This is a genomic window from Streptomyces sp. BK239 (genome assembly GCF_004217285.1).
Taxonomy (GTDB): domain Bacteria; phylum Actinomycetota; class Actinomycetes; order Streptomycetales; family Streptomycetaceae; genus Streptomyces.
On the sequence record NZ_SHKS01000003.1, the window covers coordinates 79,770 to 100,964 of the forward strand.

Consider the following 21,195-nt stretch of genomic DNA (forward strand, 5'->3'; position numbering starts at 1 on the left):
CTGCCCTTGCATCTGCTCTACGCATCCGAAACCATGGTCCCGCGCCACCGCTGCATCGCAACGACCGCGAATCCCGGGAGTGCCTCGCATGGGGACGAATGGATCGACCATGCTCGAGCCGTTACGGCAGGGCCTTCCGCCGCTTGATCCCGCGGCCGTGTCCGACGCGGCCTCCTGTGCACTGCCCGCCCGCCTGGAAGCGGTGCGCGAGGCAAGGCAGTTCACTCGCAGGACCCTGGGCCAGTGGGACATCGGCGACTGTTTCGACGACGTCTGCCTCGTGGTCTCGGAGCTGGTGACCAACGCGCTGCGGCACGGGCTGTCGCCCGAGGACTCCCCGCGCGTGCCCGCCCCCCGCGAGCCCGAGCAGAGCCCGCCGGTGCGGCTGCACCTGATGCGCTGGACCGGGCGGCTGGTGTGCGCCGTGCGCGACCCCAGCCGCGAGAGCCCCGTACCCGGCGAGGCCGAGGACTTCTCAGCGGAGTCCGGGCGCGGCCTGCTCCTCGTCGAGTCCTTCACCGACGGCTGGGGCTGGCACCCGCTCTCCACGAGACTGGGCGGCAAGGTGGTGTGGGCGCTGTTCCGGCTGCGCCCTCCCGCCGAGTGACGGACCGCGGCGCTTTCCGGCGTCGCGGTTCTACGCGCGTCACCGGGTGCCTGGCACACCGGGTGCAGCACTGTTCCCCCGGCCGCCGCCCGTTCGGCGTCGCGGGTGGGGGTGTCAGCCGGCGATCAGGTGGTCGAACTCGCCGTCCTTGATGCCGAGCAGCATGGCCTCGATCTCGGCGCGCGTGTAGACGAGCGCGGGGCCGTCCGGGAAGCGCGAGTTGCGCACGGCCACGTCGCCGCCCGGCAGTCGCGCGAACTCCACGCAGGAACCCTGCGAGTTGCTGTGCCGGCTCTTCTGCCAGGCAACCCCGTACAACTGTGTCGCGGTCATGCCGTTGTGCACGTCGTACCCCCCGTCAACGTCGTGGTCCACAGGTCGCTCCCTGGTGCTGCACTGGCTCGTGTGTGGCTGTGGCGCTGTGTGGCGTGTGTGGCTCTGTGACTGATGTGGCGTTTGATGCCGTAGTCAACTGTCTCGGATCATAACCCTGTTCACGTGCCAATGCATGAGCAGATGCACGTGCACGAGGGGTGCTTGGGCGGTTACAGTGCCGGCGCCGCCGACCGCTCTGTCGACCCGGCCGGGCGGGCGCCCGGGCGAAGTAGTTCGGATCGAACCACTCGCGCAGAAGAAGAGACGCGCCGGGTCGCCTTCCTGTTCCGTCGGCATGCCACCGATTCGCCGGACGGGCGGCCGTGCGGGGTCGCCGGCGCGAGCCGGGGCCTCTCCCGCCTGGGCGGACGCCCCCCGTCCGCTCTCCATGGCCGACGGGACTCCGGTGGGTCCCCTTCCGCCGCCGCGAGCTCCCGCGCCCCGGCACGAGCAGGCCGGGACGGGACACCGGCAGCCCGGGAAGCGAAAAGCGCCCACCCCGTGGACGAGGGAGAGATCCTCCACAGGGGTGAGCGCGATACCCGCTCTCCGGCCGACGCCATGCCGACGCCCGACCGCAGATGCGACCGGAATCACGGTCCGGGACGGCGGGGCGCACGGCGTACTTTCCACTCGTACGAACGACGTCGACGGCGTACGCCGCCGAAGCACCCGTCCCTACGACGGTGGCCGAACTCTTGCGGTCCACCGGGGCGGACCGGCGGCCGGTCGGGCCGTGCCGTTCTCGGCGCCGTCAGCGGCTGCCGTACGGGAGCAGGGCCATCTCACGGGCGTTCTTGATCGCTCGGGACAGTCGGCGCTGCTGCTGGGCGGTGACCCGGGTGACGCGACGGCTGCGGATCTTGCCCCGGTCGGAGAGGAACTTCCGCAGCAGATCGGTGTCCTTGTAGTCGATGTACTCGACGCCGGCCCGGTCCAGCGGGTTGGCGCGGTCCTTGGCCGGGCTGCGGCCGGTCTTGCGGTCCGGTTTGCGGCCGGTCTTGGTGTCGGGCTTGCGCGGCATGGCGTGGTCAGACCTCCAGGAAGGCGTCGAAGGCGGGCGGCAGCCGCTTCCAGGCGTCGCGGCCCGCGGCGTACTCGGCGTCGGTCAGCAGGCAGGACTCCAGCAGATGCGCGAGCCCGTCCCGGTCGAGGCCGGGGGAGGTGAAGACGAGGTGCTGGCAGCGGTCGCCGTGTTCGGACTGCCAGTCAAGCGCGGCGGCGGCCCGGCGTACCGGCGGGACCATGTCCCAGGCGGCGTCGGGCAGGGAGGCCAGCCAGGGGCCGGCCGACTCCACGCACAGCGCGCCTCCGGCGGCGTCCCAGTGGAGCAGGACGTCGGGCTTGTCCGCCAGCCAGAACCGGCCCCGGCTGCGGGCGGCGGCGCAGGTCAGGTCCTCAAGGGCCGCGTACAGCCGCTCCGGGTGGAACGGGCGGCGGCGGTGCCAGACGAGGGTGCTGACGCCGTGGGCGTCGGCCTCGGCGGGCAGCAGCGCGCAGGCCGGGTGCTGGGCGGCCGCGGCTGCCTCGACGTCGAAGCCCGCCAGAACGGCGGCGACGAGCGGGGTGCCGGGGCCGGGAGCCATGCCGGGTGCATGCGCACGTGCATGTGCCGACGGCGCGCCCGCCGGGTCTCCGGGGCGGTCGCCGGAGACGGGGACCCGGCAGGCCGTCGGGTGCAGTTGGGCCAGGAGCTCGCCGTCCTGGTCGTCGGCCTCCGGGGAGTCGACGACGGCCAGGACCGGGGCGTACTCCAGCTGCCGCGCGAAGGTGTCGGCGACGGTCCGCCGGTCGGTGGCGGCGGCCGCGAGGCCGTGCTCGGCGAGATCGTCGCCGTTGCCGAGGAAGGGCAGGAGCAGCGCCGGGTCGACCGCGGTGACGACGCCGGTGACGGTCAGCCCGCCGGCGGCGACGACCTCGGTCATCGCCTTGGGCTCGACCGAGTCCCACAGTTCGACGACGGCGAGCCGGGTCGTGCCGTCGTCGGCGAGGCGGCGCAGTTCCGGCACGAGGTCCTCGCGCAGGGCACAGCACGCGCAGTCGTCGACGAGCGGGGTCTCGCCGACGTCGAGGAGGCCGTCGGCGTCGCGGACGGTTCGGATCACCGTGCCGGCCGCGGCGGTCGAGAGGTCGTGGTGGAGGGCGACACTGCCGGGGACGTCGGCGAGCAGACGGGCGACGGTGTCCCGGCGGGCCTCGGCGTGCAGCCCGCCGACGATCACCACCGACAGGCTCACGCCCCGCCCCGCTTCCCGTAGCGGCGCTCGAAGCGCTCGACGCGGCCGGCCTGGTCCAGGACGCGGGCGGTGCCGGTGTAGAAGGGGTGGCTGACGTTCGAGATCTCGACGTCCACGACGGGGTACGTGTTGCCGTCCTCCCACTCGATCGTCCTGCCGCCGTCGGCGGCGGACAGCGTCGAGCGGGTGAGGAAGGCGTGGCCGGCGGCCCGGTCGCGGAAGACGACGGGGCCGTAGGCGGGGTGGATTGCCTTGCGCATGGCGGAGGTTCAGCGCTCCTCTCGGAAGTCGACGTGACGGCCGACGACGGGGTCGTACTTGCGCAGGGTCATGCGGTCCGGGTCGTTGCGGCGGTTCTTCCGGGTGACATAGGTGAAGCCTGTTCCCGCCGTGGAGCGGAGCTTGACCACCGGGCGCAGTTCGTTGCGTGCCATGCTGCTACCTTACTGAAAATGAATCCCATTAGCACTACGGCTTCGAGGAGAGGTACGTCACCGTGTCCGCACACTGCATGCTGACCGGGGCCCGGCCGGGCTTCGGCAACCGCGTCTCGCACTCCCATCGGCGCACCTCGCGCCGCTTCGACCCGAACGTCCAGTCCAAGCGCTACTGGCTGCCGAGCGAGAGCCGTTTCGTGCGGCTGCGGCTGAGCGTCAGGGGAATCCGCACCGTCGACACGATCGGCGTCGAGGCGGCGGTGGCCCGGATCCGGGCGCGGGGGGTGCGGGTCTGATGGCCAAGAAGAGCAAGATCGCGAAGAATGAGGAGCGGCGGAGGGTCGTCGCGCGGTACGCCGCACGGCGGGCCGAGCTGAAGGAGGTCATCCGCCGGCCTTCGTCGACGGAGGCGGAACGGCTGGCCGCCCAGCGGGAACTGAGCCGCCAGCCCCGGGACGCCAGTGCGACCCGCGTCCGCAACCGGGACCAGACCGACGGCCGCCCGCGCGGTTACCTCCGCACCTTCGGCCTGTCCCGCGTGAGCCTGCGGGGGCAGGCGCACGCGGGCCATCTGCCGGGGGTGCGAAAGGCCTCCTGGTAGGCGGTGACCGTCGAGGGCGGGGCCGCCCGAGGGGACGTCCCACCGGGAGGCCCCGTCAGGCGGTCGTCGGCGCGGCTGGTAGCTTGCGCCGACCGGCCGGCCGCTGATCCTCGGAGGAACCAGGTGACCATGGCGATCTTTTCGGGTTCCACGCCCGCTCCGTGCACCGCTGCCGCGCGTCCCGCGCGCGGGACGGTCCGTCGGCCGGTGCGCGCGGTCGCCGCGCTGGCGGTCCTGGCCGGCGCGTTCGTCCTGACCGCGTGCGGCGGAGGCGGAGGCGCGGACGACGGCCCCTCCCCCACCCCGACCCCGACCGCCACGGCGGACACGGGAGTCGGCACCGGAGGGTCGTCTTCCGCCTCCGCCGGCGGCCCGCTGGAGGGCAGCTGGCTCGCCACCACGGGCGGCCAGGCCGTCGCCCTCGTCATCACCGGCGACAAGGCGGCGCTCTTCGCGTCCGGCGGAACCATGTGCACAGGGACCGCCCGCGAGGAATCGGACATGCGCATGATCCGGCTCAAGTGCCCGGGCGGGAAGAACGACCGCACGACCGGCATGGTCGACTCCGTCGACAAGGGATCCCTCAAGGTCACCTGGGAGGGCGGAACCGGCGCGGAGACCTACACCAAAGCGGAAGACGGCCGACTGCCCTCGGGACTGCCGACGGCGGGCCTCGGGACGTAGGGGGCCGGGGAAGCGGAGGGTGGGGTTCATGCGTGATGATCCTTCGAGCACCGTCACGTCATCCGAAGGAACCCCATACATGCGCGCCGTTCCGATCACCGTCACCGCTCTCGCGACCGCCCTGCTCCTCACCGCCTGCGGCGGCGGGGACGACAGTTCCTCGGACGACGCGAAGAGCAAGGCCCCGACGAGTTCCGCCGGGGCCCCGGCCGGCTCCGCCTGCGACCTGGCCGCGCAGGTCGGCCCGGTCAACGCCGCCCCCGCCGCCGGTGACAGCGGCAACGTCACCGTGACCCTCACCAACAAGGGCTCCGACTGCGCCCTGGACGGCTTCCCCACCGTCGAGCTGGAGGCCGACGGCACCAAGGCCGCCGTCCCCGCGGACGCGGCCGCCGCGCCCCAGAAGCTGACGCTGCCCGCGCAGGGCACCACCTCCTTCACCATCACCTACGTCCGGGGCGAGGACGGCGGCGACAAGAGCCTCGCCGCCAAGACGGCGAAGTACGGCCTGCCCGGCGCCTCGGCCACGGAGAGCTTCGAGTGGTCCTACGGCGCGGTGGCCCTGAAGGACGGCAAGACGCCGGACGCCTCGGTCAGCGGCTTCCAGCAGGCCGGGGACTGAGGAAGGCGTTCGTCAGGGCAGACGCGGACGCTCGTGCACGCGCGCGTGGTCCGCTGCCTGCGCGCCCTGCGTCCAGCCCGCCTCGTCGGTGACGCCGCGCAGACGGGTGGTGGTGGTCTCCGGGAACATCCGGTCCGCCGCCGCCGTCACCGCGACCTCGCGGGAGACCAGGACGGGCAGCAGGTCGTCGGTCACCTGCGTCTCGGCGGCGGCCGTCAGACGGGTGCCTATGCGGTGGGCGTAGGCGGCGAGGAAGGACTGCCGGAAGGTCTTCGTGCGCTTGCGGCCTGACGCGCGCTGCGCCGCCTCCGCCTTCGTCATCGTGGTCTGCGCCTGCACCAGGAGCGAGGTGTAGAGCAGTTCCACGGCGTCCAGGTCGGCTTCGAAGCCGACGACCGTGGAGAAGCAGAACGGTTCGTTCCACACCGCCCGGCAGTGGTTCGCCTCGGCCACCGCGTCCAGCAGCACCGCCTTGGCCTGCTCGTACGGCGGCTCGACGCCGACACGGCAGGCTCCGGGCGCGTCCGGCGCCGGCGCCCGGGCGTCGAGCAGCGCCTCGTCGACACTGTGCCGGGCCATCAGCTCCTGCGCCTTGGCGGTGAGCGCCTCCGCCTCCTCCGGGTAGCCCGTCGCCTCCGCCTTGGCGAGCAGCGCGCGGATGCGGGTGAGCGTGCGGGAGTGGGCGTCGGAACGGGGCTGCCGCTGCGGCGCCTGCTCGTCCAGGGGTTCCAGGGCCGGCAGGCGCAGCAGCAGACGGTAGAGCTCCAGGACAGCGGTGGCGTGCGAGAAGCGGTCCGCACGGGGCGGGGCCCCGCCCTCGATCTCCTCCAGCTGGGCCGCCCAGCGCCGCCCACGGGGCCGGTCGTCGCCGGCCTGGGCGCGGATCAGCGCCGACACCAGGCCTACGTGCACGTCGTCCAGGTCCCGCCCGACGATCCGCACGACGTCCGCCGGCTGCCAGCCCCGCCGCCAGGCCGCCGCGACGAACTCCTGGCCGCGCCGGGCGAGTTCGACGTCCGCCGCAGGGTCGGCGGCGAGGAGGGAGGCGCCGGCGTCCAGGGCGGAGTCGCCGGCTTCGTACAGGGCGGTCCGGAAGGCCCGGTCGACGGTGGTGGGCGTACTGCTGCTCATCCGGTGATGGTGCCACGCGCGCGGGAGGCCGATTCCTGGGCATTCCCTTACGACTGTCAACGCGAGGTTGACGGCAGGGCTGTGTCAACCTACGGTTGACACATGACTTCGTCACAGGACCCCACGTCGTCCATCCGCCTCGACGACCTCATCGGCGCCATCAAGAAGGTCCACCCCGAGCCCCTCGACCAGCTCCAGGACGCCGTCATCGCGGCCGAACACCTCGGCGACGTCGCCGACCACCTGATCGGCCACTTCGTGGACCAGGCCCGCCGCTCCGGGGCCTCCTGGACGGACATCGGCAAGAGCATGGGGGTGACCCGGCAGGCGGCGCAGAAGAGGTTCGTGCCGAAGGAGTCGGCGGACCTCGACCCCAGCCAGGGCTTCAGCCGCTACACCCCGCGCGCGCGGAGCGTCGTCATGGCGGCGCACAACGAGGCCAAGGCGGCCCGCAACGCCGAGGGGCTGCCCGCCCACCTGGTCCTCGGTCTGTTCGCCGAGCCAGAGGGCCTCGCGGCGAAGGCGCTGGACGAGCAGGGCGTCTCCGCCGACGCCGCACGAGAGGCGGCGACCGCCGCGCTGCCGCCGGCCGTGGAGGAGGCGCCGGAACTGGTGCCCTACGGCTCGGACGCCAAGAAGGTCCTGGAGCTCACCTTCCGCGAGGCCCTCCGCCTCGGCCACAACTACATCGGCACCGAGCACATCCTGCTGGCCCTGCTGGAGTTCGAGAACGGCCAGGGCGTCCTCAGCGGCCTGGGCGTCGAGAAGACCGCCACCGAGCGGTACGTCGCCCAGGCGCTGGAGAAGATCGCGGCGTTCCCGCGGAACGGCGACTGAGCGCCCGACGGACGCCGGCCGGGCTTCCCGAGCCGCCGCCGGGCGGCGATCGGGGGCCGCTGTCAGAGGCGCCTGTCACACTCGCGGCATGACCGACCGGTGGGCTCTCGCTCCGGCCGGGGACGGCGGCGCCGAGCTCGCCCTCCTCGGCCCGGACGGGCTGCCCGCCGGCCCGGTGCTGCGGGAGCCGGACCTCGTGGCGGCCGTACGGGCACGGCCCGAGGTCGGGCGATGGGTGTGGCGGTCAACGGCCGAGGTGTATCCGCGTCTGCTCGCCGCGGGGGTGCGAGCAGAACGGTGCTACGACGTCGAGGACGCCGAGACCCTCCTGCTGGGCCACGAGGGGCGGTCGGGCGAGCCCCGTTCGGCCGCCGCCGCGCTCGCCCGGTTGCGCGGCGGACCCGTGCCGCCGGATCCGCCGCAGCGCTCCGCCGAACGCGGGGCGCAGTCCCCGCTGTTCGAACCGGAGGGCTCCTCGCTCCCACTGGCCGACCTACTCACCGTCTACGCCGAGCAGCAGCGGCGGCACGACCGGGCGGAGCACCCGGACCGGATGCGGCTGCTGACGGCGGCCGAGTCGGCGGGGATGCTGGTCGCCGCCGAGATGAACCGGTCGGGGCTGCCGTGGAGCGCCGAGGTGCACCGCGCGGTGCTGCACGACCTGCTGGGCGAGCGGTACGCGGGCGGGGGCGAGCCCCGGCGGCTCGCCGAGCTGGCCGACGAGGTGTCCGCCGCGTTCGGCCGGCGGGTGCGGCCGGACCTGCCCGCCGACGTCGTCAAGGCCTTCGCGGGAGCCGGCATCCGGGTGACGTCCACACGGCGCTGGGAGATCGAGTCCATCGACCATCCGGCCGTGAAGCCGCTGATCGAGTACAAGAAGCTCTACCGCATCTGGGTCGCCCACGGCTGGTCCTGGCTGCACGACTGGGTCCGCGACGGCCGGTTCCGGCCCGAGTTCCTCGCGGGCGGGACCGTCACCGGCCGCTGGGTGACCAACGGCGGGGGCGCGTTGCAGATCCCGAAGGTCATCCGGCGGGCCGTCGTCGCCGACCCCGGCTGGCGGCTCGTCGTCGCGGACGCCGACCAGATGGAGCCGCGCGTGCTCGCCGCGATCTCCCGAGACCCCGGGCTGATGGAGGTGGCGGGCCGGGAGAGCGACCTGTACCAGTCGGTCTCCGACCGCGCCTTCTCCGGCGACCGCGCCCAGGCCAAGCTGGCGGTGCTCGGCGCGGTCTACGGCCAGACCTCCGGCGACGGCCTGAAGAACCTCGCCGCGCTCCGCCGCCGCTTCCCGCGCGCGGTGGCCTACGTCGACGACGCGGCGCGTGCCGGTGAGGAAGGCCGGCTCGTGCGCACCTGGCTGGGGCGGACCTGCCCGCCGGCGGCCGGAGCGGGCGACGACGCCTCGGAGGAGGCCGGCATCCCCGTGGGCGGCGAGGACGAGTCCGACGGCCGGCAGCGGACGCCGGGGCACACCTCGGGCGCCCGCGCGCGTGGCCGCTTCGCCCGCAACTTCGTCGTCCAGGGAAGCGCCGCCGACTGGGCTCTGCTGCTGCTCGCCGCGCTGCGGCGCGCCTGCGCGGACATGGCGGCCGAGCTGGTCTTCTTCCAGCACGACGAGGTGATCGTGCACTGTCCCGAGGAGGAGGCGGAGGCGGTCGTCGCCGCGATCCGCGAGGCGGCCGACCTGGCCGGACGGCTGACGTTCGGCGAGACGCCGGTGCGGTTCCCGTTCACGACGGCGGTGGTGGAGTGCTATGCCGACGCGAAGTGAGCGCGAGCGGTTTCCGCAACGCCCCGGCCGGAGGCCGGTCGACGTCGGTCGTCCCGGGCGGGACCCGGCTGGGCGATGACGGCTGGGCCGTGTCCGGTCACGGTGGCGTACCGGTGCCGCGCGGGGGCGGTCAGGCCGGCGGCGCCGCCTCCGCGAGTTCCCGGGCGAAGTCCCGTACGAGGATGTGCGGGACGTACCGGCCGTACGCCGTCTCCTCCAGCAGGGCCACGTCGACGAGCCGGTCGAGGGCGGCCTCCGCGCGCCGCTCGTCGATCCCGGCGAGACGGGCCAGCAGCGGCACACCGTACGTGGGCAGGTCGAGGCCGCCGACGCGGCGCAGGACGAGGACGGCGTCCCGGTCCGCCTCGCGGTCGGAGGCGGCGAGGGCGTCGTGGGCGACGGCGAGGGAGCGGCGGACGCTGAGGTCGTCGTACTCCAGGTGACGCAACCTGCTCCCGGGAGCGGCGAGCCGACGGGCCAGCGCGTCAGGGGTGAGGTGGCTGCGGGCGGCCAGGCGAGCGGCGACCACGCGCAGGGCGAGGGGCAGCCGTCCGGTGAGTTCGACGAGGGGGTGGGAGGCGGGCAGGTCGTGATGTCCGTGATCACGGGCGTGGACGGGAGCGGTGGGGTTCATGCGCCCGGTGTGGGTCGCGCGGCCCGAGGCCGTACGGAGCAACTCCGCGCTCTCCTCGGCCGACAGCGGGGTGAGGGGGAAACGGTGCGCCCCGTCGAGAGCGGTGAGCGGGGAACGGCTGGTGACGATGACCGCGCAGCCCGGGCCGGCGGGAAGCAGGGGGCGTACCTGAGCGGCGTGCGCGACGTCGTCCAGGACGAGAAGGGTGCGGGTCGGCGCGAGCAGGGTGCGCAGCAACGCGGCTGCCGCGTCCGGCGGTTCGGGGATGTGATGGGGATCGACGCCGAGATGGCGCAGGAGGACGACGAGGGCCTGGGCCGGGGTGAGCGGGGTCGTGCCGGGGGTCGCGCCGTGCAGGTCGAGGTAGAGCTGACCGTCGGAGAAACGTTCCTTCAGCTGGTGGGCGACCTGGAGCGCGGTGGCGCTCTTGCCCACGCCGGCCATCCCGCAGATGACGAGGGGGCCCGCCGTGGGCTCGGAGGCGACAGCCTCTCGGAGACGCTGGAGGAGGTCCGCGCGGCCGGTGAAATGGGCTGCCCGAGGTGGGAGTTGGGCGGGCCGGGGGGAGGTCGGCGCGGGCGAGCGGGCGAAGCCCGTCTCGGCGTCGGTCTCGACCGGTGAATCGGGGTCGACCTCGGCGTGCCTCACGGGGGCGACCTCGGGATGCCTCACGGCATCGGCCCCGGCGTGCCTCACCGCGTCGGCCTCGCCGTACCTCCCGGCATCGCCCCCTGTACCGCCCGCGGAGCCGCCCGCCGCGCCCTCCGCGGCACCGCTCGCCGCCCCCTCCCCCGCGTCCCGCAGCACCTCCACGTGGGCCTCGCGCACCGTCGGGCCCGGTTCGACACCGAGTTCCTCGACCAAGCGGGTGCGCAGGTCGCGGTGGACGGCGAGAGCCTCGGCCCGGCGGCCCGCGCGGTGCAGGGCGAGCATGAGCTGCCGGTGGTAGGACTCGCGCAGCGGATGCTCGGCGGCCAGCTCCGTCAGCTCCGGGACGAGACGGTCCAGTTCGCCGTCACCCAGCGCCAGTTCGGCGTCGTAGCGCCACTCCAGCATCAGCAGCCGGGCCTCCTTCAGACGCTGGACGAGTGCGTAGCCGCCGAGTTCGGCGGGAAGCCCGGCGAGGGGTGTGCCGCGCCACAGCGTGAGCGCGGCCTCGCACTCGCGGACGACCCGCTCCCAGTTCCGGGCGGCGAACGCGCCGCGCGCCGCCGCGAGGTGGCGTTCGAAGACGTGGACGTCGAGCTCGCCCTGGTCGACCCGGAGCCGGTACCCCGGCGGGGCCGCCCGCAGCCGGTCCGGGTCGTCGAGCAGCCGGCGCAGCCGGGACACGTGGTTGTGCAGCGAGGCCTGGGCGGACGGCGGCGGCGCGCCGCCCCACAGCGCCTCCTTGAGCGAGTCGACGGGGACGATCCGTCCGGCGTCGAGCAGCAGGGCGGCCAGCAGGACACGCGCCTTGGGGCTGCGGACGGTCCTCGCCGCGGGGAGGAGGACGCCGTGCGGGCCGTCATCGCCGTGGACGCTGCGGGAGAGGGCGGATCCGGCGTCGTAGAGGATCGGCGCTCCCAGCAGTCCGAACCGCAGCTCGTACCGCATCACGCCGATCTTCGCCTTTCACGCGCCGCGTACCGGCCTGTCGTGCCCCCGTGCATCAACTGCCGCTCTCTTGGCGGGATTTGGCCCCTGAGCGGGGCGTCACGCCATCCTGTCCCTGTCGGTTCCCGGCGGAATCCGGCTGCCGTCGCGGCCGGTCCCCAGCCCGTCCGGCGGCTTCAGACCGGACGACCAGCGGTGATACGCAGAACCGTTGGCGACATGTTAGCGATTCGTTGGTGTGGCCTGATGTGATCACAACATCGGCTCCGGCCCGACGGCGCGCGCGTAGAACGCGTTGCTCGGGGGAGTGTCGCCGCCGCGGCTGGAGTTGGGGGCGCGTCCGGGCCCGGTCGGCAGAGGTGAACGACCGGGGCCCGCGCCCCGTTTTCACGTGCCGCGCGCCCCGCTGCGGGCGGGCGCCGGGGTGTCAGACGACCGGCGGCCGGCCCAGCTTGGTCAGTCGCCACACCGTCCGCCACCGCATGGGCCGACGCGCACCGGCCGGTTCGCGCACGCCCTCCGCGAAGCCGCCGAACCAGGCCTTCAGCCCGCCGAGCGAGCGGGTGCGCAGCAGGGTGACGGCGATCCACACGCCCAGGTGCACCGGGATCAGCGGCAGCGGCAGGTTGCGCCGGACCAGCCAGACGCGGTTGCGGGCGGTGACGCGGTGGTAGATGGCGTGCCGGGCGGGCGAGGTCTTGGGATGCTGCAGGAGCAGCTCGGGGGCGTAGAGGATCTTCCAGCCGGCGTCGGTGGCGCGCCAGGCAAGGTCGGTCTCCTCATGGGCGAAGAAGAACTCGGCGGGCCAGTCGCCTGTCTGGTCGAGCATGGCCATGCTCAGGGCGTGGCCGCCGCCGAGGAAACCGGTGACGTAGCCGCCCACCATGGGGTCGGAGGCGCCGACGCGCGGCACGTGCCGGCGCTGCGTCTCGCCGTTCTCGTCGGCGATGCGGAAGCCGACGATGCCCAGGCGTGGGTCGGCGGCGTACAGGTCGCGGACCCTGCGCAGGACGTCCGCGTCCACGAGCAGCCCGTCGTCGTCCAGTTCGACGACGACGTCGACGTCGCCGTGCTCGCGCAGGCGGGCCAGGGCGACGTTGCGCCCGCCGGGGCAGCCCAGGTTGTCGTCGACCTCGATGACGGTCACCTCGCCGGGCAGCGAGAGGCGGCGGGCGAAGTCGGGGAGCCGGCAGCCGTTGCCGACGATCACGATGCGGGCGGGCGGGAGGTCCTGTTTGGCGACGGACTCCAGCAGGGCGTCGACCTCGGCGGGCCGGTTGCCCATCGTCACCACGGCAACGGCGATCCTCGGCTCCACCACGTCCCACTCTCCGTCCGGCTCCGCGAGAGCGACCGCGCCCGTGCGCGCGACACCCGTCGTCCACCTAGATGGTGCCCCAGCCACCGGCGTTGCCCGGACGGCGGCCCGTTTTGCCTGCCCTTTCCACCCCGCCCCCGCACGACGGCCATGATCACGAGCAGTGGCCACGCCACACGCCGCACCGACCTTCGGAGGAACCGGCTCGCCCTGAGCGACCGCACCCGCGGGCTGCTCGGACCGGCCGAACTCGCCCTCCTCAAGCCGACCGCCTACCTGGTCAACACCTCGCGCGCCGCGATCGTGGATCAGGACGCCCTGCTCGGCGCCCTGCACCGGGGCCGCATCGCCGGCGCGGCCGTCGACGTCCACGACAGCGAACCGCTCCCCGCCGACCACCCGTTCCGCACGGCGCCGCGCCTCCTGGCCACCCCGCACCTCGGATACGTCACCCGGGGCGAACTACGAGCGGTACCACGGTCAGGCGGTGGAGAACATCGAGGCGTTCCTCAAGGGCTCCCCGCTCCGGGAACCGGGCACGCAGCGGGACGGCAGCTGACAGCTTCCCGGTGAGGGGAGCCGCCGGCTCCGCGCTGACGGCTCCCCCCTCGGGTGGTTCAGGGGCGGCCCAAGGCCCGGTACTCCCAGCCGGCGGCACGCCACTTCGTGGGGTCCAGGGCGTGGCGGCCATCGACGATCCGGCGGTGGGCGACGACCGCGCCCATCGCGTCGGGCTCGATCTCCCGGAACTCGGCCCACTCGGTGAGCAGCACCACCACGTCCGCCTCGCGGGCCGCCGTGAGGACGTCCGTGCCGTAGTTCAGGTCCGGGTAGGCCCGCCGGGCGTTCTCCGTGGCCGCCGGGTCGATGACGGTCACCACGGCGCCGGCCTGGTGCAGCGTCCGGGCCACGTCCAGGGCGGGCGCGTCCCGGATGTCGTCGGAGTTGGGCTTGAAGGCCGCGCCCAGCGCGGTCACCCGCACCCCGGCCAGCTCACCGCCGGCCAGCTCACGGACCAGGTCCACCGTGCGGGCCCGGCGGCGCTGGTTGATGGCGTCGACCTCGCGCAGGAAGGACACGGCCTGCCCGACGCCCAGCTCCTCGGCGCGGTGGCTGAAGGCCCTGATGTCCTTGGGCAGGCAGCCGCCGCCGAAGCCGAGGCCCGGCTTGAGGAACCGGCCGCCGATGCGGTCGTCGTAGGCCAGCGCCTCGGCGAGCCCCGTGACGTCCGCGCCGGTCGCCTCGCACACCTCCGCCATGGCGTTGATGTACGAGATCTTGGTGGCGAGGAAGGAGTTGGCGGCGACCTTGACCAGTTCCGCCGTGGGCAGGTCGGTGACGACCACCGGCGTGCCCTGCGCGATCACCGGCGCGAACGCGGCACGCAGCCGCTCCTCGGCCCACTCCGACTCCGTGCCGAAGACGAGCCGGTCGGGCCGCAGGGTGTCGTCGACGGCGTACCCCTCACGCAGGAACTCCGGGTTCCAGGCGAGTTCGACGTCCGCCCCGGCCGGCGCCGTCCGCCGGACGACCTCCGCCAGCCGGGCGGCGGTGCCCACCGGCACCGTGGACTTGCCGACCACCAGCGCCCGCCGGTGCAGATGCCGGGCGAGCTCCTCCACCGCGCTGTCGACATAGCGCATGTCGGCCGCGTACGAGCCCTGCTGCTGCGGCGTGCCCACGCAGATGAAGTGCACGTCGCCGAACTCGCCGGCCTCGGCGAAGCTCGTGGAGAACCGCAGCCGCCCGCTGTCGAGGGCCTTGGCGAGCAGTTCCGGCAGGCCGGGCTCGAAGAAGGGCACCTCACCCGAGTTCAGCCGCTCGATCTTGGCCGGGTCGACGTCGACGCCCAGGACGTCGAAGCCGAGGACGGCCATGCAGATGGCGTGGGTGGCGCCGAGGTAGCCGGTGCCTATGACGGTGAGACGGGGTGCGTCGGTGTGCGCGTCGTCCTTCAGGGTCACGGTGGTCTCCAGGGGTGTGTCAGGGCACGTCGGCCCGCCGCACGAGCCGGTCACGGATGGCGGTCTGCGGAGCGATGGGAAGGAGGAGAAGGGGAGAGGGAAGGGTGGTCGGGACGGGAGGCGGAGGTCTGCGGGCGGTGAGGAGGTGCGGACGCGGCGGGGCCGTGGGCGTCAGGAACCGCAGTCGACGTTGGTGAGGCCCTCGTCCGCGCCGTTCGCCTTGTTGTCGCAGGCGACCTTGTTGCCCTCGGACGTGAGGTGGAAGCCGTAACCCGGCCCGTCCACGTTGGCGGTGTTGCCCCGGAAGGTGTTGCCGGTGCCCCAGCCGCTGACGATCTGGTGGGTCTGGAAGCCGTCCATCGGCGTGTGGCTGCCGGTGTTGCCCTCCAGGAGCCAGCCGTTGCCCTTCACATCGACCCAGGAGTCGTTGTTGTGCGAGCCGCTCAGCTTCGATCCGTCGAACGTGTTGTCGATGACCTTGCCGTCGCTCGTTCCTTCCTTGATGTCGATGGACTCCGCGGTGGTGTCGCTGATGTGGTTGCCCATCACCACGTTGCGGTCGCTGGTGTCCGTCTTGCAGTCGGTCACCGTGCACCAGTTGGACTCGGCCGTGCCGATGTAGATGCCCTCGCCGAACTTCTCGCGGCGCAGCCCGGTCGTACGGATCGTGTTGTCCCTGACCATGTTGTCCGAGCTGAAGTCGCGCAGATGGATGGCCTCGTCGCCGATCTGCTCGACGGTGAGGCCCTGGAGGACGCTGCCCACCACGCCGTCCGCCATCACGCCCTTCTGGGCGTTGCGCACGGTGAAGCCGACCAGCCGCCAGTAGCCGGCGTTCTTCAGGTGGAAGGCGTACCCGTCGTCGGTGTCGCCGCCGTCGATGACCGCCCCGGAGCCACCGCACAGGAAGATCGGCTTGGCCTCGGTGCCGGAGACCTCGGCGACGAAGTTGCCCGCGTACGTGCCCGCGGCGAGCGCGATGCTGTCCCCGGGCTGGGCCTGGGCGAGGGCCTGTTCGAGCGTCTCGGCGTTGCTCACCTTGACGGTGGCCGCCGGGCAGCTGACGGCCTCCGACGGCACCGAACCGCGGGTGGGCCGGGCCGTGGACGGCGCCTTCGGGGCGACCGACCGGCTGGGCAGCGCCGAGGGGGTCTCCTCGGCGGGCAGCAGCCCGGGCGGCGACACGCTGGGCCCGGCGGTGGAGGCGCCGGCCGTCACCTTCGGCTCCGCGTCGCCGTCCCGCGCCACCACGACGACGAGCGCGGTGAGTGCGAGCAGGAAGGCGCCCCCGGCCAGCCAGACGGCCGGCTGCCGGGAGGCCGACGAGCCGCCACCGCCCCCGGTAGCCGACGGCGCGTACGACGGCATGGGCGGCCCGGCGGCCTCCGCCGGTTCAGCCTGGCCGGCGGCCTCCGCCGGCTCGGGCAGCGCGGAGGGCGCCTCGCCGTCCTTCCGGGGAGCCGGAGCCCCCTCGGACGCCGGGTCCGTTTCCGTGGCCGCCGGACCGTCCGAAGAAGACGCGGGCGTCCCGGAGACGGGCGTCCCCGAGGCAGCGGAAGGCTCCCCGGAGGACGCTCCCCTCTCCTCGGAAGGCACAGCGGGCTCGGACGGCACGGAGGACTCGGGATTCACAGAATGCTCGGTCGGCTCGGTCGGCTCAGGAGAGACAGAGGACGGATCGGAAGGCATAGGCGGCAAACTCCGGCTGCTGGGCGGTCAGATCGTCATCGGGGCGCGCGGGCGGCCGACGCCGGCTGCGCGGACTGCGCGGCCGGGACGGACTGCGCGGACTGGGAGGCCCACACGCGCAGGCCGGTGGTCCGCTGGTCCTCCTCGGTGAACCACTCCCGCTTGGGCGTCACCTGACGGACCGGCACCTCGATGACGGGCGTGCCGTTCAGCGGCAGCTTGTCCTCGTACGGGTGCGCGCCCAGGCGCCGGCGGCCGTTGCGGCGTCCCCCGCGCTCACGGCCGCCCATGACCGCCGAGATCAGGATGAGCAGCAGGATGAACGTCCACAGCAGCGTCATCGGGCTGGCGTAATGCCGGAACTTGATCCAGAAGGAACTGGTGTCGTGCCAGGCGAACAGCTGGTTCGAGCGGACGGTGATGTCGCCGTGCGCGCGGGTGGTGTCGACGGCGCTCGGGCCGACGCCGGAGATGACGTTGTACGTGATCATCGAGTCGTCGACACCGCCGACCATGGAGATGCCGTGGTTGCGGCCGTCCTGGACGGTGTTGCCGCGGATCTCGGCCACGCTGTCGCGCACGTAGATGCCGGTGTCGGTGCCCTCGACGATGTTGCCGGTGATCGTGGCGGCGGTCACCCCGTCGCGCACCGAAATGCCCTGCCGCGACTGGCCCTTGAGGTGGTTGCCGGTGATGGCCACGTCGGTGGCGTCCTTGCGGGCCACGATGCCCATGTCGCCGCCCTCGACGCGGTTGTTCTGGACGCCGACGTCCGTGCCGCCGAAGATCTCGATGCCGTAGCGGCCGTTGTCCGTGGCGACGCTGTTGGACACGGAGTTGGAGCCGTAGCTGCTGATGGACTCTCCGGACGCCGACGGCCCGCTGGCCAGCGGACGGCCGCTGATGGTGAAGCCGTTGCCGCCGTTGCCCTTGGCCGTGGAGCCGCTGACGCGCACCTGCTCGGTGGCGCGGGCCATGACGAACCCGTCGCCGCCGTTGTTGCGGGAGACGGTCCGCTCGACGACCGCGTTGGTGACGAACCGGTGCAGCACGACGCCGTGTTCCAGGCTCCCCTGCACCGTGGTGTCGCTGATGCTGACCCCGGTGGCGCCGGAGATGAACAGACCGTAGGCGTTGCCGGTGACCGTCGAGTGCCCGATCTCCGCCGAGACGTACGACAGGCTGGGCACCGAGAAGCGGGTGTCCGGCGTCGTCAGCGAACCGGAGGGCTGGGCGATGACGCCGCTGCTGCCGGCCTTGGCGCCCGACCTCGCGGGGGAGTCGTCGATGTTGCCGGTGTCGGGCCGGTCGGTGCCGGTGAGGCTCAGCCCGCCCGTACGGCCGCTCCAGAAGCCCAGGTCGGTGACGCTGGCGTAGGTCATGGAGTACTGGCCGCCGATCGCGCGGATGTAGGCGCGGCCGTCCCGTACGTCGGTGTCGGGCTTGTTCTTCTTGTCGTCCCAGCTGGTGATCCGCATGGGCGCCTGCGGGGTGCCCTCCAGGGTCAGCCGGCCGCCGAAGGAGACGATGCTGACGAAGCCCTTGTTGCTGCTCGCCATCCGCAGCGTCAGCCCGCCGGGGTTGGACAGCTTCAGCTTGGCCCCGGCGTTCAGGTAGATGTTCTCGGTCAGCAGGTAGGAGCCGTCCTGCATCCGGACGAACGTCTGCGGCGCCAGTTCGAGCAGGTCGGAGATGGTGTAGGCGTTGCTGCGCTGGGTGAGCACGAGGGTGTAGCCGCTGCCGGTGTCCAGGCGGTACGGCGCCTTCCACTGGCCGCCCTTCAGGGGGGCGACGGCGGCGACCGCGCGGACCTGGTCCAGCCGGTGGTCCTCGGCGGCGACGAGCGCGGTCTCGTTCTCCGCGTCGGCGGCGTTCACCTTCGGCTTGTCGTCCGTGTCGGCGGCCGTTGCCGCGGTCGCGGACGCGGCGAGCAGACCGGCGGCGAGCGGCACGACGAGGGCGGCGCGCAGCACCGGCACCACGGCCGACAGGCGCGGCGCCCGCAGGACGGCCGGGAGGGTGCGGGCGCGCAGGGCGGACGGCAGGGCACGGGTCCGCGGGGCGGACGGAAGTCGACGCTGTGTCATGACTGCTGGGCCTCCGCCCACGAGGGTGCGGTGTGGGCGGTGGACGCGGCGGCGGCCGCCGGCGCGCGGGACGCGCCGGCACCGGTGCCCGTTCCGCCGCCGAGGGACGCCGAGTTCTGTCCCTCGCCGCCGATGCGGTTGCTGGCGCGGGTCAGCCAGCCCTGCTTGTTCATGGTGATGAAGGCGAACAGCTTGATGGGCAGCGAGATCATGATGACGACGACGGCGAGCAGGGGCAGCAGCAGGATCTCCTGCGGGTGCCTGCGCAGGTGGGAGTAGCCGCGGATGCCGCGCCCCACGAGCAGCCAGATCAGTACGAGGATCACGCCCCGGCCGGTCAACTCCAGTCGGCTGAACAGCAGATAGGCGAGCGCCATGCCCATGGTGACCGGCGTCAGCAGGATCTGGAACACGGTGATCTTGGTGACGAGGGGGACCCGCCAGAGCCAACCCTTGTAGAGGGCGGTGAGGTAGCACCGGTAGGAGTTGCGGCTCCAGCGCACCCGCTGCTTGACGAAGGCGCGGAAGGAGGAGGGGAACATCGACATCGCCCGCGCGGAACTCTGGTGCACGGTCTTGTAACCGGAGGCCAGCACCAGCCAGGTCAGCCGTCCGTCGTCGCCGGCGACGCAACGCCGGCCCAGGAAGAACTCGTTCTCCAGGTTCTCCAGCACCGGCGTGATCGCCGACCTGCGGTAGGCCGCCGTACGGCCGGAGAGGCAGGCCACGGCGCCCGCGCGCCCCATGGCCGGGACGTAGTCGTAGTAGCGCAGGTTGACCAGCCAGTCGGCGATCCGCCGCCAGACGCTGGTCCGGCGCTGGTAGACGTTCTGCTGGGTGCCGACGCCGCCGACCTCGGGGTCGACGAAGGGCATCTGCACGGCGGCGAGCAGCCCCGGCTCCCAGCGGGTGTCGGAGTCGACCAGCACGACGAGTTCGCTCTTCGCGGCGCGGATGCCGACGCCGAGCGCCGACCGCTTGCCGCGGTGTTCAAAGGCCAGCACGCGGACCCGCGGGTCCCGCACCTGCGCCAGCCGCTCCAGGACTTCCTTGTCCTCGACGTCCGGGACGATGATCACCTCGGTGGGATCCTGCGCCAGCCAGGTGTCCAGGCAGTCCACCAGAATGCTCGCGTCCTCGCGGTACGCCGGGACGACCACGGACACCGTCGTCCGGTAGTCGTTCACCACGGGCTTGGCGAACCGGGACAGCACCGCCCGGTAGAGCCACAGACCCCAGACGAACACGCCGGCGAGGCCGAGCGGCATCAGCTCACGCCATGACGTCTCGGCAGTCGCCGTGACAATCCATGACCAGAAATCGTCGAAGAAACCCGACACGAACTCAGAACCCCCCAGCCGGAGCGCAGCCCACCGCATGGGCCATATGTGCGACGTTCGCGGTCTACGCCGGGAAATCTAGGGCCGAAACGAGCTCTTCCGACACACGATCAACACAAAATTCACCTGAGGTGGGCACCAAACATTCACAGGACGAGCAATCTCTCAGCGAACGGTGAACGGTTCGAGCACCGACTTCCGGCCACCGACCACTGGTCTGACATGTCGTCACCCCGCGTCCGCAAGAAGCGACTTGAGATGAACGCGACACGCAAGCGTACATCCCTCCCGCACCTCGAACGCGCTTGCTTCACATGATTCACACAAGCAAACGGAATGTGATACACCTCACACACCCCGATTCCATCGTACGAACACCCGTGACACGCCTGTCACAGGGGCGTCACCCTTCCCGGAGGCGCGCTCCCGGAGAGGAGGCTGATGGCTCTTCAGGCAGTCGACGAGACGCTGCGCCACCGGTGACACACCTGGCCAACCGCGCTGCTCGTCAACCGACTCCCCTGCGACGAACACCAGTTGGCGCTCGCGGTCCATCCCGACGAACGCAGTCGGCTCGGTACGCACGAGCTGGCTGAGCGGCTCGCGCCGGCCCGCGACGCCGGGATGCTGCTGCCGGCTCGGGCCTCCGTCCTGGTCGCCGCCGACGCCTGGTCACCGACCACGACGCTGCGGCCGTACCGGCCGGGCCCGGCTCTCGCCGCCGCCCGGGCCGCGTTCGCACCCCCCCGGCGATGCCATGGACAGGCTGGGTACCGAGATGTACGCACGGCTCGGCCTCACGCCCCCGCCCACGAGGTCACGCCCCGGACGCTGCCCATGCCCGCGCCCGCCCCTGTGAGTCCCCGCCGCGTTCGACGTCCACGCGCGGACCACCACAGCGGGTGTACGCGCCGCCCCGGCACCCGGCCGGCGTCGACCGCCAGGCCACCACCTGGCCGTGGAACGCGGCGCCGCCGGCGAATCACCCGCCCGGGGGCGCAAGCCACCCGCTCGCTGCTGGCACACCGTCGCCCCCGGCCCTGGCCCCATTGAGACCAGAACTGAGACCGGGGATCACCGCGTCGCCCGCGCGCAGCGCCGTCGCCGCATCCGCTGAACGAGAAAGCCCAGCTCAGACACTGTCTGGGCTGGGCTTAGAAAGAGCCGCCTTCGGGATTCGAACCCGAGACCTACGCATTACGAGTGCGTTGCTCTGGCCATCTGAGCTAAGGCGGCGCGCTGTCCGCACCATGGTGCGATCA

At 72.7% G+C, this 21,195-nt stretch carries 18 protein-coding genes, 1 tRNA gene and 2 pseudogenes; 8 read left to right on the forward strand and 13 right to left on the reverse strand.

Translation table 11 applies throughout. The annotated features are described in order from the left end of the window. Positions 1-109: 109 nt before the first annotated feature. On the forward strand, positions 110-607 hold the full coding sequence (locus EV567_RS10280) for an ATP-binding protein (RefSeq protein ID WP_130438450.1): 498 nt from the start codon (positions 110-112) through the stop codon (positions 605-607). Between the two features lie 114 nt (positions 608-721). Here the strand turns inward: EV567_RS10280 and EV567_RS10285 are convergent, their stop codons facing one another. From EV567_RS10285 to rpmG, 5 genes are all read right to left on the reverse strand, one after another. After that, positions 722-982, reverse strand: a complete 261-nt coding sequence (locus tag EV567_RS10285; protein WP_207228730.1) for a DUF397 domain-containing protein — start codon at positions 980-982, stop codon at positions 722-724. A 754-nt stretch (positions 983-1,736) separates the two neighbouring features. Further along, complete coding sequence (gene rpsR / locus EV567_RS10295) at positions 1,737-2,006, reverse strand: 30S ribosomal protein S18 (protein WP_130438454.1); 270 nt, start codon at positions 2,004-2,006, stop codon at positions 1,737-1,739. Positions 2,007-2,013: 7 nt separating this feature from the next. Further along, on the reverse strand, positions 2,014-3,219 hold the full coding sequence (locus EV567_RS10300; protein WP_130438456.1) for a GTP-binding protein: 1,206 nt from the start codon (positions 3,217-3,219) through the stop codon (positions 2,014-2,016). Further along, entirely contained in the window at positions 3,216-3,479 is a 264-nt protein-coding gene (locus tag EV567_RS10305) for a type B 50S ribosomal protein L31 (protein ID WP_130438458.1), read from the reverse strand. Before EV567_RS10305 ends, EV567_RS10300 begins: the two co-directional genes overlap by 4 nt. A 9-nt stretch (positions 3,480-3,488) precedes the next feature. Further along, positions 3,489-3,653: a 50S ribosomal protein L33 gene (rpmG, locus tag EV567_RS10310; RefSeq protein ID WP_130438460.1), complete on the reverse strand. Its 165-nt coding sequence runs from the start codon at positions 3,651-3,653 to the stop codon at positions 3,489-3,491. A gap of 62 nt (positions 3,654-3,715) precedes the next feature. On the opposite strand from rpmG, the gene rpmB reads away from it, so the two are divergent. The 4 genes from rpmB to EV567_RS10330 all read left to right on the forward strand — a co-directional run bounded on the left by rpmB (position 3,716) and on the right by EV567_RS10330 (position 5,563). Beyond that, positions 3,716-3,952, forward strand: a complete 237-nt coding sequence (rpmB, locus tag EV567_RS10315) for a 50S ribosomal protein L28 (protein ID WP_130438462.1) — start codon at positions 3,716-3,718, stop codon at positions 3,950-3,952. Then, entirely contained in the window at positions 3,952-4,257 is a 306-nt protein-coding gene (gene rpsN, locus EV567_RS10320; RefSeq protein ID WP_130438464.1) for a 30S ribosomal protein S14, read from the forward strand. Before rpmB ends, rpsN begins: the two co-directional genes overlap by 1 nt. Positions 4,258-4,386: 129 nt before the next feature. After that, complete coding sequence (locus tag EV567_RS10325) at positions 4,387-4,941, forward strand: hypothetical protein (protein WP_242620745.1); 555 nt, start codon at positions 4,387-4,389, stop codon at positions 4,939-4,941. Between the two features lie 79 nt (positions 4,942-5,020). Beyond that, positions 5,021-5,563: a DUF4232 domain-containing protein gene (locus EV567_RS10330; protein ID WP_130438466.1), complete on the forward strand. Its 543-nt coding sequence runs from the start codon at positions 5,021-5,023 to the stop codon at positions 5,561-5,563. 12 nt (positions 5,564-5,575) lie between these two features. Here EV567_RS10330 and EV567_RS10335 read toward each other — a convergent pair whose 3' ends face one another. Then, positions 5,576-6,694 carry a DUF2786 domain-containing protein gene (locus tag EV567_RS10335; RefSeq protein WP_130438468.1) on the reverse strand — a complete coding sequence of 373 codons (1,119 nt, stop codon included), beginning with the start codon at positions 6,692-6,694 and terminating at the stop codon, positions 5,576-5,578. A gap of 102 nt (positions 6,695-6,796) precedes the next feature. On the opposite strand from EV567_RS10335, the gene EV567_RS10340 reads away from it, so the two are divergent. Then, positions 6,797-7,531, forward strand: a complete 735-nt coding sequence (locus EV567_RS10340; protein ID WP_130438470.1) for a Clp protease N-terminal domain-containing protein — start codon at positions 6,797-6,799, stop codon at positions 7,529-7,531. Between the two features lie 88 nt (positions 7,532-7,619). Next, positions 7,620-9,305, forward strand: coding sequence for a bifunctional 3'-5' exonuclease/DNA polymerase (locus EV567_RS10345; protein WP_130438472.1), 1,686 nt, complete (start codon positions 7,620-7,622; stop codon positions 9,303-9,305). Between the two features lie 23 nt (positions 9,306-9,328). Here the strand turns inward: EV567_RS10345 and EV567_RS10350 are convergent. Together EV567_RS10350 and EV567_RS10355 are read right to left on the reverse strand one after the other, a co-directional pair. Further along, positions 9,329-11,535, reverse strand: a pseudogene (locus tag EV567_RS10350) (BTAD domain-containing putative transcriptional regulator); the annotation flags it as partial. A 427-nt stretch (positions 11,536-11,962) separates the two neighbouring features. Further along, positions 11,963-12,856, reverse strand: a complete 894-nt coding sequence (locus EV567_RS10355) for a glycosyltransferase family 2 protein (protein WP_130438476.1) — start codon at positions 12,854-12,856, stop codon at positions 11,963-11,965. Between the two features lie 201 nt (positions 12,857-13,057). Here EV567_RS10355 and EV567_RS10360 point away from each other — a divergent pair. Then, positions 13,058-13,412 (forward strand): annotated as a pseudogene (locus EV567_RS10360) (NAD(P)-dependent oxidoreductase); the annotation flags it as partial. 58 nt (positions 13,413-13,470) lie between these two features. Here EV567_RS10360 and EV567_RS10365 read toward each other — a convergent pair. From EV567_RS10365 to EV567_RS10390, 5 genes are all read right to left on the reverse strand, one after another. Further along, positions 13,471-14,730, reverse strand: coding sequence for a UDP-glucose/GDP-mannose dehydrogenase family protein (locus EV567_RS10365; RefSeq protein WP_242620787.1), 1,260 nt, complete (start codon positions 14,728-14,730; stop codon positions 13,471-13,473). Between the two features lie 258 nt (positions 14,731-14,988). Next, positions 14,989-16,413 (reverse strand): nitrous oxide reductase family maturation protein NosD, encoded by a 1,425-nt coding sequence (locus EV567_RS10370; RefSeq protein ID WP_242620746.1) that lies wholly within the window; start codon positions 16,411-16,413, stop codon positions 14,989-14,991. A 128-nt stretch (positions 16,414-16,541) separates the two neighbouring features. Continuing rightward, entirely contained in the window at positions 16,542-18,593 is a 2,052-nt protein-coding gene (locus tag EV567_RS10375) for a right-handed parallel beta-helix repeat-containing protein (protein WP_130438482.1), read from the reverse strand. Next, positions 18,590-19,861, reverse strand: coding sequence for a glycosyltransferase family 2 protein (locus EV567_RS10380; RefSeq protein WP_242620747.1), 1,272 nt, complete (start codon positions 19,859-19,861; stop codon positions 18,590-18,592). The genes EV567_RS10375 and EV567_RS10380 overlap by 4 nt, the downstream gene beginning before the upstream one ends. Positions 19,862-21,095: 1,234 nt before the next feature. Continuing rightward, a tRNA-Thr gene (locus tag EV567_RS10390) sits at positions 21,096-21,169 on the reverse strand. Positions 21,170-21,195 lie beyond the last annotated feature (26 nt).

Excerpts from the sequence above, each read along its gene's own strand:
- EV567_RS10305 (WP_130438458.1), bottom strand. The coding sequence starts at position 3,479 with ATGCGCAAGGCAATCCACCCCGCCTACGGCCCCGTCGTCTTCCGCGAC.
- rpmG (WP_130438460.1), bottom strand. The coding sequence starts at position 3,653 with ATGGCACGCAACGAACTGCGCCCGGTGGTCAAGCTCCGCTCCACGGCG.
- EV567_RS10280 (WP_130438450.1), top strand. The coding sequence starts at position 110 with ATGCTCGAGCCGTTACGGCAGGGCCTTCCGCCGCTTGATCCCGCGGCC.
- EV567_RS10380 (WP_242620747.1), bottom strand. The coding sequence starts at position 19,861 with ATGCCGCTCGGCCTCGCCGGCGTGTTCGTCTGGGGTCTGTGGCTCTAC.
- EV567_RS10330 (WP_130438466.1), top strand. The coding sequence starts at position 5,021 with ATGCGCGCCGTTCCGATCACCGTCACCGCTCTCGCGACCGCCCTGCTC.
- EV567_RS10345 (WP_130438472.1), top strand. The coding sequence starts at position 7,620 with ATGACCGACCGGTGGGCTCTCGCTCCGGCCGGGGACGGCGGCGCCGAG.
- EV567_RS10340 (WP_130438470.1), top strand. The coding sequence starts at position 6,797 with ATGACTTCGTCACAGGACCCCACGTCGTCCATCCGCCTCGACGACCTC.
- EV567_RS10365 (WP_242620787.1), bottom strand. The coding sequence starts at position 14,730 with ATGGCCGTCCTCGGCTTCGACGTCCTGGGCGTCGACGTCGACCCGGCC.
- EV567_RS10325 (WP_242620745.1), top strand. The coding sequence starts at position 4,387 with ATGGCGATCTTTTCGGGTTCCACGCCCGCTCCGTGCACCGCTGCCGCG.
- EV567_RS10375 (WP_130438482.1), bottom strand. The coding sequence starts at position 18,593 with ATGACACAGCGTCGACTTCCGTCCGCCCCGCGGACCCGTGCCCTGCCG.
- rpsN (WP_130438464.1), top strand. The coding sequence starts at position 3,952 with ATGGCCAAGAAGAGCAAGATCGCGAAGAATGAGGAGCGGCGGAGGGTC.
- rpsR (WP_130438454.1), bottom strand. The coding sequence starts at position 2,006 with ATGCCGCGCAAGCCCGACACCAAGACCGGCCGCAAACCGGACCGCAAG.
- EV567_RS10335 (WP_130438468.1), bottom strand. The coding sequence starts at position 6,694 with ATGAGCAGCAGTACGCCCACCACCGTCGACCGGGCCTTCCGGACCGCC.